Genomic DNA, 12,943 nt, shown 5'->3' on the forward strand with positions numbered 1-12,943 from the left:
TCGGCGCAGAATCTTTTTTTGATCAGGATAATACCGGCTCCCCGGCTGCATAATCAATTTCAAAACCCAGATCCTTCAGCATTTGATGGTCTGCTGTGCTTTCCTGACCGGCGGTGGTTAAGTAATCTCCTACGAAAATGGAATTGGCCGGGTATAATCCAAGTGGCTGTAGGCTCCTGAGATTCACTTCTCTGCCCCCGGATATTCTGATTTCCTTTGATGGATTGATAAAACGCATGAGACAAAGCACCTTCAGGCAATAGCGGGGATTCAGCTCATCGGTTCCTTCTAATGGCGTCCCATCAATGGCATGGAGGAAATTAACAGGAATTGAGTCGGCATCAAGCACTTTTAAGCTTCTGGCCATCGCTATGACATCTTCCTTGGTTTCCTTCATGCCGATGATTACACCGGAGCATGGTGAGATGCCTGCCGCCTTTATTAATTGAACAGTATTGACTCTGTCTCGATATGTATGGGATGTAGTAATGCTCTCATGATGATCTTCAGATGTATTAATATTGTGATTGTAGCGGTCTACTCCGGCTTCCTTCAGCTTCTCAGCCTGTTCAGGCTTCAGGAGTCCGAGGCAGGCGCAGACCTTCATGTTATAGTGGTCCTTTATTTCTTTAACAGCAGATACAACTTCATTTAGCTCTTTGTTGCTTGGTCCTCTGCCGCTAGCAACGATACAATATGTTCCAACATTAAGCTGATGCGCCTGTTTAGCTCCCTGTATGATGGAGTCCTTATCCATCATACGGTATTTTTCAATAGGTGCAGTTGAGATGCTGGATTGTGAACAATAGCCGCAGTTCTCAGGGCATAATCCGGATTTTGTATTTATAATCATGTTTAATTTAACTCTATTCCCGTAATGATGATGGCGGATTTTATAGGCACTGTGCAATAAATCCAGAAGCTCATCATCTGGGCAATTTAATATGGACATTGCCTCCAAGTCTGTCAATTCATGTCCTTCCAATACATCAAAAGCTAATCTTTGATAATCCATATGTATCCTCCTTTATACTATTTGTTAAGCTGCACGGTTCATCTTTCTGAAATGACTGCGGGCAAATACTCTATGCTCCAGTCGATATGCCATTAACCCGGCAAAAACAGAGAGAATGATATCCTTTGGAAGAGGGACTGCCATCCATAGCCATGCCATTTGATAGGTAAATCCTTGGGGTGCCGTAAACCAGAGTTTATAAGCCAGGTACATCCAATTTGTCCCGAATACATAATTAATCGCCATTCCGATTAGAGCAGCAGTAACATACACCGGAACTGATTTTTTCTTTTCAATAATTTTTCCTGTGACATAGGCTGTTAGAATAAATGAAAGGATAAAACCGAAAGTCGGATTTAGTAATGATGCAAAACCGCCGCCGAATTTTGAAAAGACCGGGGCGCCTGCAAGCCCAACGAAAGCATAGACAGCTATTGTAATAGCTCCCAATCGGCTTCCTAAAATAGCCCCTGCCAAAATGGCAAAAAAGGTCTGTAAAGTAATTGGTACTCCTCCGATAACCAAAAATGGAACAAATGAAGTGATGTTTGCCCCAACCGCCATCAGGGCAACAAACATTCCAGCCAATGTTAAATCAATTGTCCTCAAACCTGTCTTCATAAAAAGCCTCCTGCTAGATTTGTATTTATCGCTGTCTTACGGACAGTAAGACCCCCACTTCAAAACTCAGATGAAAAAATGGAGGATAAGTGGGGGATCTAACTGCCCGTAAAGGCCCGAGTGATTCAACTAACAATCAGTAGGAGATAAAGAAAACCCCCACTGATTGAAGTTCCACTTTATACAATTTAGAATAATAGCAGCAGATGACAATTGTCAACCTAATTTTAATTAAGGTTTACATATATTTCGTGTTAAAGAAGGTATCGGAAGGGAGGGAGGACAACTAGCGAATGGGCTGGGTGGCTTGATTTTTCCGAATTAAATAGCCGCCGGCAATTCGCCAGCGGCTATATTGAAGTATTAATTATTGCCCTTTGTTTTTTTTCGAACCACATCAAAAAGTCCGGAACCAATAATATCAAGTGCTGATTGCATTCTTTCTTCAGAGATATTATCTTCAATTGTATCCTGAGGTGTATGGTATACTTTTTCAATATGATAAACAAGCGGATCCCAGCTGTCTATGCCCATCCAGATAAAAAGGGCCGCAGGAATGCCGGCATTATGAAAAGGAACATGGTCACTCGATCCGAATTTGCCTGGGAGAATGTCCGAATTGCCTAAGCGTGCACCAGCTTCACCAGTTGAAGAAGTTACAATGTTTTGGCTGCCGTCTGGTGTCATGGCATATAGGTTTGTCGCCTTGTCATAATTTGTAGCAACCATATCAGGAACAAAAACAGCCTCTATCTGATCTTTTTGTGTCTCTGTTAACTGATCTACATAATATCTTGCTCCTAAAAGTCCGCGTTCCTCAGATCCAAATGCAATGAATTTGAGGGTTTTGTCTGTATTATAACCTTTATAAACTCTGGCTAGCTCAAGCATTAACCCTACCCCGGAAGCATTATCATTCGCACCAGGAGCACCCACTACACTATCATGATGGGCGCCAAGTATAACCTCTTTTGTATCTTTATCTTTTGATTTAGCTTCTTTTGTAGCAATTACATTTACCGATTTAAGATCTTTATAATGTTTTGCTGTCAGGGAGAGCTCAACTGCACCTTGCTCCATTTGTTCCTTAAGCCACTCACCATGAATATAGGAAGCCCCGAAAACCGGAATATCATATTTCGCAGTAAGGTTGGGATTAAAAGTTTGTCCGTAATTGCCGCGGCTTCCAACGAGGCTTTGCAGAATTACACCTGCTGCTCCTGCCTCGACTGCTTTTTCTACCTGCTCACGGTATCCGGCTGTAGTATCTGCGCGAGCCAGCAGTACAACTTTACCTTCGGCTCCCTGGAAATTTTCATTTTCCACAAAGATCACTTCAGCATGAACTGGTGCTTCGCTGATTGCTCCATTCGGGGCAGCACCCATTTCCCAAACAGTTCCGTCTCCAAATGCAACACTGCCTATGTATTGATCTGCAACAGGAAAGTATTGAAATTCGACATCATAACCATAACTCTTAAGTGTATTTGCAATATACTGTGCAGACTTCTTTTCATTTTCTAATCCGCCCGGTCTTGTCCCAATTTCTTCTGATAAATACCTTACGTGGCCAATAGCACGTTCAGCATTAACTCTGGCAATAATCTTCTGATCCTGCGAGTGAGATGAGTTTCCGTTTTCAGTACTTACCGGGGCAGCATACCCGACTGACCCATAAGCTAATGAAGCTGCTAGAGCTACTGCGAGTATCCTGGCGGATTTTCGGTTTTTTCTTGACATAATAACCTCCTGAAAATAAGTATTTTTCGATTACCTAACGATTCCTAGTTTAGTAGATATTGGTATTTTATGAATAGAGTAATAGTTCCTATGAGGCATACCCATTATTCCGACACCATCTGCTAAATCTATATGTTAAACGACAAAGTTTTCGGTACATTACTCCTATATTTATTAAAAGCTGGGTGTTTTTTATTTTTCCTGAGAGGGTAAAGTGAAACTGCTCATCAATTAGATGATGTCCACACAATATAAGGAGGTATAAACATGGCAAATAATAATAACAACATTCAAAGTGACGAACAAAAACAATATTTTAAAGACCGGGCAGGCACAGATGATGCGAGATTCCATGTAGTACCGCATGATGAAGAAGGGTGGGCAGTCAAAAAGGAAGGTCAAGACGAGCCAGAGTACACTGCAGATTCACAGTCAGATGCTGTTGAGGAAGCAAAGCGCATGGCTAAAGAAGCAGGCACAATGGCGATTCTGCACAATGAAGATGGAAAAATTGAAGATCTGCTAAATTATGAAGATAAATAATCTTAGAGAAGGGCATTACCTTTGTGTAGTGCTCTTTTGTTTTGGAGAAAATGTGATTTTTTCCTAAAACAAAAAAATTCCGCTTTCTATAAGAAAGCGGTTCAAAAAAGAGACCTTGGAACGAGTGAATTCTAAAAATTAAACAATATATAGTAGCGTTAGTTGTAAGAAGAAACTATATATTGTTATTTTAGATTCTAGCATAATAAATCATAGAGAGCAAACTATTATCTTGATATATTTAAAATATTCTAATAAAAAGAATAAATATTCTATAAACAATCAAAAACGTTCAAATTATGATTGGTTTTGATTTATTTTGAGCGAAAATGATTGATTTTTGCAATCGGTTTCAGTATGATGAATTCAAGAAGAACAACACAGCCAGGGAGGTGATGTTTTGTTAACACCAGAGCGCCACAAATTGATACTGCAGCTTATAAAAGAGAAAGGTGTAGTGAAAATTCAGGATCTCGTTGACATGACAGAAACATCGGAATCAACAATCAGAAGGGACCTTACCCAGCTCGAGGAAGGAAAGTACCTAAAAAGAATTCATGGAGGTGCAGCCAGGCTTCAGGGCAAGCTTCAGGAACCCAGCATGTCTGAAAAATCATCCAAAAACCTTCAGCAAAAGCGCCAAATTGCACAATACGCAGCAAACCTTGTTGAAGAGGGGGATTCCATCTATTTGGATGCAGGCTCGACAGTAACTGAAATGATTCCCTTTTTGCCTGCAAAAGAAATTGTGGTTGTGACGAACGGATTAATGCATATCCAAGCATTGCTGGAACGGAATATAAAAACATTTTTAATCGGCGGATTTGCCAAGGAACAGACAAAAGCGATCATCGGCAGGGGTGCATTGGCCAGTCTGGAAAATTATCGATTTGATAAATGCTTTATGGGGGTTAACGGCATCCATCCTCAATTTGGCTACACCACACCGGATCAGGATGAGGCCATGATCAAGCAAATGGCCATTTCGCTTTCAAGGGAGGCATTCGTGCTTGCTGATGATACGAAGTTTTCAGAAATCGCGTTTGCGAAGATTGCCGATTTGCATACAGCAGCAATTATTACAAATGAGCTGAATGAGGATCAGAAGGAGACTTATAGCAGCAAAACTACAATAAAGGTCGTGACAGCATGATACACACATTGACGCTAAATCCGTCAGTGGACTACATCGTCGAATTGGATGAAATTATAGTCGGCGGTCTTAACCGCATGAAGCATGATTCAAAGTTTCCTGGAGGAAAAGGGATCAATGTTTCGAGAGTGCTGAAAAAAATGAATGTTGAAAGCAAGGCCCTTGGCTTTGCAGGCGGTTTTACAGGAGATTATATTGTTAATTCCTTAAATAAGGAGAATATCCAAAGTGACTTCATACAAGTTGCTGAGGACACAAGAATCAATGTAAAGATCAAGGCTGAGACGGAAACAGAAGTCAATGCCAAAGGGCCGGCCATTTCAGGAAGGAATTTTGAGGATCTTAAAAATAAGATCCGCAGCCTGTCAGAAGAAGATTTGCTTGTCCTCGCAGGCAGTATTCCATCAACCCTGCCTGAAACAACATATGAAGAGCTGGTGAAGATCTGTTCAGGAAATGGAGCGGCTTTTGTGGTGGACGCTGAGGGAGAATTATTGAAAAAGGTCCTTCCTTACAAACCGTTTTTAATAAAGCCTAATCACCATGAATTGGGGGAAATATTCAGCACAGAATTTACTTCCGCTGAAGAAGTCATCCCTTTTGGACAGAAACTTGTTGAAATGGGCGCCCAAAATGTAATTGTTTCATTAGCAGGCAAGGGAGCAGTCTTGATATCTGCTGATGCTGCATATATTTCAAGCGTTCCAAAAGGAAAAGTAAAAAGTTCAGTTGGCGCCGGAGATTCCATGGTAGCCGGTTTCCTTGCAGCTTATGAAAAAAACAAAAATATAGAAAAGGCTTTTCAATACAGTGTTGCTTCCGGAAGTGCTACCGCTTTTTCGCTAGGTCTTTGCACAAAGGAAAAAGCGGAGGAATTGCTTTCTCAGGTTTCAATTGAAAAGGTTAGCCTAAAAGGGGAGATTTAGGATGAGAATAACAGAATTACTGACAAGAGATACGATTCTGCTCTCATTGAGCGGAACAGGCAAAATGGATGCCATAAATGGATTGGTAAACAAGCTTGATGCAGCTGGAAAGCTTCATGACCGGGATGCCTTCAAGAATGCAATCTTAAAAAGGGAAGAACAAAGCACAACAGGCATAGGTGATGGAATTGCCATTCCTCATGCCAAAACGGGTGCGGTCAAAGAACCTGCTATTGCGTTCGGCAAATCAGAAGAAGGCGTAAATTATGAATCGCTTGACGGTCAGCCAGCACACTTATTTTTTATGATTGCAGCCCCGGAAGGAGCAAATAATACACATCTGGAGGCTCTATCCAGGCTTTCATCGATATTAATGAACGAGGAAGCACGCAAAAAACTTCAGCATGCTGCTTCTGCGGACGAAGTTATTGAAATCATTGACAGCTATGACGGGACAGAAGAAGAGGAAGTCCAAAATATTGCAGACAGCAAACGATTTGTTGTGGCTGTAACAGCTTGCCCAACAGGAATTGCCCATACTTATATGGCAGCTGATTCACTAAAGGCTAAGGCAGCTGAAATGGGTGTTGATATTAAAGTTGAAACCAATGGCTCAAGCGGTGCTAAAAACGTTCTGACACCAGAGGAAATCGCGAATGCAGCAGCAATTATCGTTGCAGCTGATACCAAGGTTGAAATGGAGCGATTCAGCGGTAAGCATGTTCTTGAAACGGCAGTTGCTGACGGCATCCGTAAACCTCAGGAGCTTATTGAAAAAGCGCTTAACCAGGATGCTCCTGTATACAAGGGCGGAAGTGCGGACAACAGCGGGTCTGCTGGGAATCAAAAAGAACAAAAAGCCGGAATTTATAAGCACTTAATGAATGGCGTATCCAACATGCTTCCATTTGTTGTAGGCGGAGGAATCCTGATTGCCATTTCATTTATGTTCGGATATAAAGCAGCTGATCCTAATGATCCGTCATACCATCCTATCGCTGAAGCACTGATGACGATTGGCGGGGGGAATGCATTTGGATTAATCGTTCCAATCCTTGCGGCGTTCATTGCCATGAGTATTGCGGACCGTCCCGGCTTTGCGGCAGGTGCAGTCGGCGGAATGCTGGCAGCATCTGGAGGCGCCGGCTTCCTTGGCGGCATTATTGCCGGCTTCCTTGCTGGTTATGTGGTAGTTGGGTTAAAAAAAGTTTTTGCTGGCCTGCCTTCATCTCTTGAAGGAATTAAAACGATTTTGCTCTATCCGCTCTTTGGAATTGCTGTCACAGGATTGCTGATGCTTTATGTTGTCAACAAACCAGTTGGCGCATTAAATTCTGCTATCACTGAGTGGCTTTCAGGTCTTGGCACTGGAAATGCTGTCCTGCTTGGAGCAGTCCTTGGGCTGATGATGGCATTTGATATGGGCGGCCCGGTTAATAAATCCGCATACGTTTTTGGTACAGGGCTGCTTGCAAATGGAGTATATGAACCAATGGCAGCAATCATGGCGGCAGGTATGGTTCCGCCACTTGCCATCGCGCTTGCCACGACTTTATTTAAAAATAGATTTACTAAACAGGAACAGGATGCAGGAAAAGCAAACTATATAATGGGATTTTCGTTTATTACAGAAGGTGCAATCCCATTCGCAGCAGCGGACCCATTGCGTGTTATCCCATCCATCATGGCAGGATCTGCCGTGGCAGGTGCCATCTCTATGATGGCTGGAATCGGATTAAGGGCGCCGCACGGCGGAGTCTTTGTCGTCCCTCTAGTCGATGGACCATGGGGAATTTACCTTGCAGGAATAATAGCAGGTGCTCTTTTGTCCGCTGTCCTTATTGGACTCCTGAAAAAGCCTATAAATAAATAATGTATGAACCAGAGCCGGTACTAGATGTATCGGCTTTCATTTTTAAAAAAGCTTTTAAAATAGATTGAAAAAACTGAAAATAAATGCTTTAATTAAAATAAACTCATTAGTCTATATATTTTTTGTTATTAAATAAACTACTCAGTCTATTTTGAGATGGAGGTGTAGAAGGATGGCCATTATCATTGTAATTAAAAGAGGGAACAAACATAAATAACTAACCACCAGAAAATCATGAAGGAGAGCGGCTATGAAAATAAAAAGACTTTCCCAATGCACCCTGGAGGAGGCGCTGACTGCCTGGAACAAAGGCTTTGAAGGCTATATAGTTCCCATTAAGATGGATCTTCAGGCATTTGTTAATCGAATGATATCTGAGGATCTTTCGCCTGAAAAATCGATTGTTGTCTTTATTAACGGTGAGCCCTGCGGAATTATAATGAATGGATTCCGGGAGATTAACGGCAGGAAAATTGCATGGAACGGAGGCACTGGAATCGCACCTGAATTCAGGGGTAAAGGCCTCTCTGCAGCATTGATGGAAGAGGTAATTAGCATCTACAGAGCTGAAAAAGCCCACACCGCTGTTCTTGAAGCAATTGAAGAAAATGAGAGAGCGATTAGGCTTTACAAAAAAGCCGGCTATGTGGTTACTGATCACTTGCTTTATTTAAACAAGAAGCTTATACGTAAAGAACCAAACTTATTAAAGGAAAGCCATTTTGCCATAAAAAAGTTATATCCTGAACAGCTGCAGTCACTAAGCATTTATGACAGCAGAGCTGCCTGGCAGTGCCAGTGGCAAAGCGCAAAAAATGGAGAAGCTGCTGTGCTATTAAATGAAGATGGGAAAGAGGAGGGCTGCATTTTATACAAAAGAATACTGGAAGCGGGAGGACGAACAGACCGTATCATCATCTATCAGCTAAGGGTTACTAACGAAAATGACTATGAAAAAATGACGGAAAGCATTCTTCGCCATCTGTTCCTTGATGGAGATAATTCTATTGATTTCACTGCAGTTAATATTTCTGTTTCCAATCCTGTCTCAAAAGCTTTAATAAAAATGGGATTTGAAAAGAAGATTGGCCAAGTAATGATGGAAAAGCCCCTATAGTATTCCTGCTTTTCAATTTTCCCCTTTCTGCCAAAAGCTAAGTTGCCGATCTATAATTGAGGTTAGTGCTTAGGCATAATTTCAGCTGGTTTCTGATATGTTTTTATGAGTAAGCTTGAAAGGGGAGATATAATTGGCTGCTGGATTTGAAAATGCTGCAAAATTTGAACACGGGTTTTGGCTGCAGATTTTGGGTGACCATGCACGCTTTATACATGATTCGCTATCACCAAAGGAAAAAGACAGCATTGAACGGGCAAAGTACTTTATACAAACCTTTGATCAGCTATTAGGAAGGGTTGAAGTGGATAATCTGGAGCAATTGAGCCGGAGGGCTGAACAGGAAGCTAATAAGCTGCGGGAATTTAAACTGACCCTGATTGAACGACATTTGACAGGGAAAATATCCATTCATCTTGGCCCGGTATTTATTAACCATATGGTCAATGAACTTGAAGAATATATGCTTGTCCTCCAATATTTAAAAAAGGGGGAAGCCCCGCCCGTATTTCATGAGCTCCATCACCATTTAATCTGGCTTCTGGATGCAGCTGGCCATGCAGGTGCCATATCTGACAATATGGATCGGGTTGAGAAGAAAATTAAAAAAATCAGTGATGGCTATACAAAGGATTTTGAAGCATTTTATTTAAAGGCCGTAGAAATGTCCGGCTTCCTTCGGACTAAGGTTGAATCATTCCCCGCACTGCAAAAGTTTAACAGCGATGTTACGCTGGAAATGTCTTTGTTTATGAACTTTCTCAATGAAATTGAGGAGCTTAAGTTAAGCAAGGAGGCATTGGGAACATTTGCAGCTCTAATGGCTGATCACATGTATCGTGAAGAATGCTATTACCTCTCAAAGCTTGCAGAGTCCACGCAGTCAGAAAAGCCGAAATGTGATCCAGCCAAACCAAGGCTTAAGGAATAATTTCAAAGCTGCCATTTTCGGCAGTTTTTTTGCATTCAGAACATGAAACCATGTTTTCCGGGTAAATGAATATTAAAAAGGCTGATATCATGGAACTGATTAAATGGAGTTATATGAGGAGAAATCAGGTAAAGGGGTTCTTTGACTGTTATCCTGAAGCAATCATCATTTTTAAAAGAATAAAAAGTTATTATTTTATCCATAGTGTGGAATGGAGAGGCATTCCCCAGTTAATTGCTGAGCAGCAGCTGAAGGAAATGGAGTATTTGCTTAATCAGGAGATGGGTTTTCTTCATGGATATCTTCAAAGGAAATCTGCAGATAAAAAAGATTTGAAAAAATAGGAAAGAAGAATCAATTTACTTAAAATAGAACACACGTTCGACTAAATGGACAGGATTGTGTTATAATAGAGAAGCAGTGGGAGTTTCTCAAGGGTGGTCGGCTAGCCCCGTATTTGAAAGGGGGTGATGCCTTTGACAGTTTTCGAATCGATCATGATGATGATTTCTTTTTCAAGTCTGATCATTGCTGTCATGACTTTTAACCATAAAAAATAGACCTCCCTTGATCTGACAATTGAGGGAGAGGTCTACGTCTTTGACAGGCCGATCCCCTAAGGGAACGACTATTGCGAATGACCGTGGGTGCGGCAACACCTGCGGTCGTTTTTTTTATTCATATTCTTAATTCAAGGATATCATATACGTCTCAGAAAGTCACGGAAATAAGCAGAATCGCATGATCACTTATAGTATATGCAGATCTCGATTAAAAATCCCATAATGATTTTTAGCCTGGGGTGCAATACTAATATGGCAGCACAGTACCATTTAGTTTGAACAATAAAGGGTGTAGCGTTCCGCATAAAGCCATCTATGTTTTGTCAATGGAAAGGACGATTCAATTGCCGGCATTTATTTATGAGGATACAAAGATTTTTTATGAAACGATGGGCAAGGGTGTGCCGATCATCTTTATACATCCGCCTGCTATGGGGAGAAAGGTATTTTATTATCAAGGCCTCCTGGCAGAGCATTTTCAGGTTATTTTTCCTGATTTAAGCGGGAATGGAGATACCGCTGGCCCCGAAAAAACAGTAACCATACAAGGATATGCAGAAGAGATAAAAGCTGTATTAGACCACTTGGATATTGAAAAAGCTGTTATTCTGGGGTATTCATCAGGCGGCATAATAGCTCAGGAGTTTGCCCTCTCATATCCGGAAAGGACACTTGGTGTCATTCTCTCAGGCGGGTTTCCTGAGGTGTTATCAGAAACCTTCAAATATGAGCATATTCTGGGAATGTACTTTGTGAAGCACTTTCCTGGTTTTCTGCAGTATGTAATAGCATCGAGCCATACAAAAGATAAAAAAGTCAGAGACGAGATTCTGGAGCATATGAAAAAAGCAAATCACACCATGTGGTTTCAATTTTATGATAGATCACTTCACTATTCCTGCACCGACCGCCTTAGGAACTTAAGTGTCCCCCTTCTCCTTATATATGGCTCAAGAGATTTTGTTAATCAGCATATAAGGAGCTATAGAAGATATGTCAGCTTTCAGGCAGCCATAATCAAAGGTGTTTCCCATCAGGTGCCAACTAAAAAGTGGCAGCTATTCAACCAGGTTGTAACTGGTTTTGTACAGCAGAACTTTAAATAAAAAAATCCGTATCGTCATTGAACGATACGGATTTTTTTAGCTGTCATTTGCGTCAGGTTTGATTGCTATAATGGCTGCAAGGGCAGCAAGAATGGTTATTCCGCTTAAAATATAAAAGAGCCCTTGATCAGAATGCTTCATCAGAATAGCAATGGCCGGCGGGCCGCCGGCAACGCCTATAAACCTCATAGAACTGTATAAAGAAGTAATGGTACCACGTTCTTCTTTTGCAATTCCTTCCGTAATCAGCGCATCCAATGAAGGCAATGCAACGCCTATGCCAATACCGGCAAACAGGAACATGCTGATCATAAACCACATATTGTTTGAAAAGCTTAAGATGGCAGTGGCAGCTGCCACAAGCACTGATCCTAAGAATATGATCCACTTCATCAGTATTTTATTTTCTTTTATTTTTTTGCCTGTCAGATAGGATGATAGGCAGAGTGCGCCAAGCGGGACAGCCAGTAGCAGCCCTTTTTTAACATCTTTAATATCATATGTCTTTTCAAGCACATCAGATAAATAAAAAAGGATTCCAAAAAGTACAAACATAAGAATAGCACCAATTAAGAAAATAGCATAAAGCCATTTTCCGTCGTTTTTAAAAGTATCCATGATATTGCTCCAAAACTTCTTTAGCTGTAGAGGTTCTTCTCTTTTATTTGGCGTTTTTACTAGGAAGAAAACCAGCAGGATTGAAATGGTACAAAAAACTGGAAAAGAAAAAAACGGCAAAAACCATATAAACCCTGCAAGAAAAGCGCCAAGTATAGGTGATAAAACTTTTCCAAAAGTATTGGAAGTTTCAATAAGGCCAAGGGAGCTGCTGACATCATCATCATTTTTAAACATATCCCCGACTAAAGGCATAACTATTGGTGCAGCACCTGCTGCCCCAACACCCTGCAATGCCCTCCCGGCTAATATGATCCAATAAGCATCCGCCATTTTCCATGCCGCCCATCCAGAGATCAGCCCGCCAATTCCTGCAATGAGAAGACTGGGTATAATGACTTTTTTACGGCCGATATGATCGGATAAAAAGCCTGCGATTGGAATCAATATAATGGCTACAATACTGTATACCGTAATAATCATGCTGGATTGGAATGCAGAAATATTTAGTTTATTTTCCATCGCCGGCAGAACGGGAATCAGCATGGAATTCCCAAGTGTCATAACGAGAGGAATGGAAGATAGTGAAAGAATGGCCCATTTTTGGTTATGAACATCATCACCTGACTTCTTTTTAGCTTTTGAATTTACAGGTTGTAAATTTTCAATGTGCTCCATATTTCTGACCTTCCTTTTCGTTAATCAAACTAGTCTTAATATGAGCTAAATCAAGAAAA

The 12,943-nt window shown here is 41.2% G+C and carries 13 protein-coding genes; 9 read left to right on the forward strand and 4 right to left on the reverse strand.

The features are described 5' to 3' along the window. Positions 1-22: 22 nt before the first annotated feature. The 3 genes from bioB to NYE23_RS04380 form a co-directional block, all read right to left on the reverse strand. Positions 23-1,015: a biotin synthase BioB gene (bioB, locus tag NYE23_RS04370; protein ID WP_341075742.1), complete on the reverse strand. Its 993-nt coding sequence runs from the start codon at positions 1,013-1,015 to the stop codon at positions 23-25. Positions 1,016-1,039: 24 nt separating this feature from the next. Next, positions 1,040-1,636, reverse strand: coding sequence for a biotin transporter BioY (locus tag NYE23_RS04375; RefSeq protein ID WP_341075745.1), 597 nt, complete (start codon positions 1,634-1,636; stop codon positions 1,040-1,042). Between the two features lie 363 nt (positions 1,637-1,999). Continuing rightward, the gene (locus NYE23_RS04380) at positions 2,000-3,376 is read right to left on the reverse strand and encodes a M28 family metallopeptidase (RefSeq protein WP_341075747.1); all 1,377 of its coding nucleotides are present in this window, start codon (positions 3,374-3,376) and stop codon (positions 2,000-2,002) included. A 267-nt stretch (positions 3,377-3,643) separates the two neighbouring features. Here NYE23_RS04380 and NYE23_RS04385 point away from each other — a divergent pair, with 267 nt between their 5' ends. From NYE23_RS04385 to NYE23_RS04420, 9 genes are all read left to right on the forward strand, one after another. Continuing rightward, positions 3,644-3,919: a DUF2188 domain-containing protein gene (locus tag NYE23_RS04385; protein ID WP_341075749.1), complete on the forward strand. Its 276-nt coding sequence runs from the start codon at positions 3,644-3,646 to the stop codon at positions 3,917-3,919. 400 nt (positions 3,920-4,319) lie between these two features. After that, positions 4,320-5,072 carry a DeoR/GlpR family DNA-binding transcription regulator gene (locus NYE23_RS04390; protein WP_341075751.1) on the forward strand — a complete coding sequence of 251 codons (753 nt, stop codon included), beginning with the start codon at positions 4,320-4,322 and terminating at the stop codon, positions 5,070-5,072. Further along, positions 5,069-5,998 carry a 1-phosphofructokinase gene (gene pfkB, locus NYE23_RS04395; protein WP_341075754.1) on the forward strand — a complete coding sequence of 310 codons (930 nt, stop codon included), beginning with the start codon at positions 5,069-5,071 and terminating at the stop codon, positions 5,996-5,998. Before NYE23_RS04390 ends, pfkB begins: the two co-directional genes overlap by 4 nt. A 1-nt stretch (position 5,999) precedes the next feature. Next, the gene (locus tag NYE23_RS04400; protein ID WP_341075755.1) at positions 6,000-7,871 is read left to right on the forward strand and encodes a PTS fructose transporter subunit IIABC; all 1,872 of its coding nucleotides are present in this window, start codon (positions 6,000-6,002) and stop codon (positions 7,869-7,871) included. 250 nt (positions 7,872-8,121) lie between these two features. Next, a complete protein-coding gene (locus NYE23_RS04405) occupies positions 8,122-8,988 on the forward strand; it encodes a GNAT family N-acetyltransferase (protein ID WP_341075756.1) in 867 nt (288 codons plus the stop codon). A 133-nt stretch (positions 8,989-9,121) separates the two neighbouring features. Further along, complete coding sequence (locus NYE23_RS04410; protein WP_341075758.1) at positions 9,122-9,919, forward strand: DUF2935 domain-containing protein; 798 nt, start codon at positions 9,122-9,124, stop codon at positions 9,917-9,919. Between the two features lie 89 nt (positions 9,920-10,008). After that, entirely contained in the window at positions 10,009-10,263 is a 255-nt protein-coding gene (locus NYE23_RS04415) for a hypothetical protein (protein WP_341075759.1), read from the forward strand. A gap of 126 nt (positions 10,264-10,389) precedes the next feature. Beyond that, complete coding sequence (locus NYE23_RS25245; protein WP_219993454.1) at positions 10,390-10,479, forward strand: putative holin-like toxin; 90 nt, start codon at positions 10,390-10,392, stop codon at positions 10,477-10,479. Positions 10,480-10,826: 347 nt separating this feature from the next. Next, a complete protein-coding gene (locus NYE23_RS04420; protein ID WP_341075761.1) occupies positions 10,827-11,588 on the forward strand; it encodes an alpha/beta fold hydrolase in 762 nt (253 codons plus the stop codon). A 36-nt stretch (positions 11,589-11,624) separates the two neighbouring features. Here NYE23_RS04420 and NYE23_RS04425 read toward each other — a convergent pair whose 3' ends face one another. Next, entirely contained in the window at positions 11,625-12,884 is a 1,260-nt protein-coding gene (locus tag NYE23_RS04425; RefSeq protein WP_341075762.1) for an MFS transporter, read from the reverse strand. Positions 12,885-12,943 lie beyond the last annotated feature (59 nt).

It is taken from the genome of Cytobacillus sp. FSL H8-0458, assembly GCF_038002165.1.
GTDB lineage: Bacteria > Bacillota > Bacilli > Bacillales > Cytobacillaceae > Cytobacillus.

What these genes read in the sequence shown, in the direction of transcription:
- NYE23_RS04385 (WP_341075749.1), top strand. Translation starts at nt 3,644, where the DNA reads ATGGCAAATAATAATAACAACATTCAAAGTGACGAACAAAAACAATAT.
- NYE23_RS25245 (WP_219993454.1), top strand. Translation starts at nt 10,390, where the DNA reads ATGCCTTTGACAGTTTTCGAATCGATCATGATGATGATTTCTTTTTCA.
- NYE23_RS04375 (WP_341075745.1), bottom strand. Translation starts at nt 1,636, where the DNA reads ATGAAGACAGGTTTGAGGACAATTGATTTAACATTGGCTGGAATGTTT.
- bioB (WP_341075742.1), bottom strand. Translation starts at nt 1,015, where the DNA reads ATGGATTATCAAAGATTAGCTTTTGATGTATTGGAAGGACATGAATTG.
- NYE23_RS04400 (WP_341075755.1), top strand. Translation starts at nt 6,000, where the DNA reads ATGAGAATAACAGAATTACTGACAAGAGATACGATTCTGCTCTCATTG.
- NYE23_RS04425 (WP_341075762.1), bottom strand. Translation starts at nt 12,884, where the DNA reads ATGGAGCACATTGAAAATTTACAACCTGTAAATTCAAAAGCTAAAAAG.
- pfkB (WP_341075754.1), top strand. Translation starts at nt 5,069, where the DNA reads ATGATACACACATTGACGCTAAATCCGTCAGTGGACTACATCGTCGAA.
- NYE23_RS04380 (WP_341075747.1), bottom strand. Translation starts at nt 3,376, where the DNA reads ATGTCAAGAAAAAACCGAAAATCCGCCAGGATACTCGCAGTAGCTCTA.
- NYE23_RS04415 (WP_341075759.1), top strand. Translation starts at nt 10,009, where the DNA reads ATGGAACTGATTAAATGGAGTTATATGAGGAGAAATCAGGTAAAGGGG.
- NYE23_RS04405 (WP_341075756.1), top strand. Translation starts at nt 8,122, where the DNA reads ATGAAAATAAAAAGACTTTCCCAATGCACCCTGGAGGAGGCGCTGACT.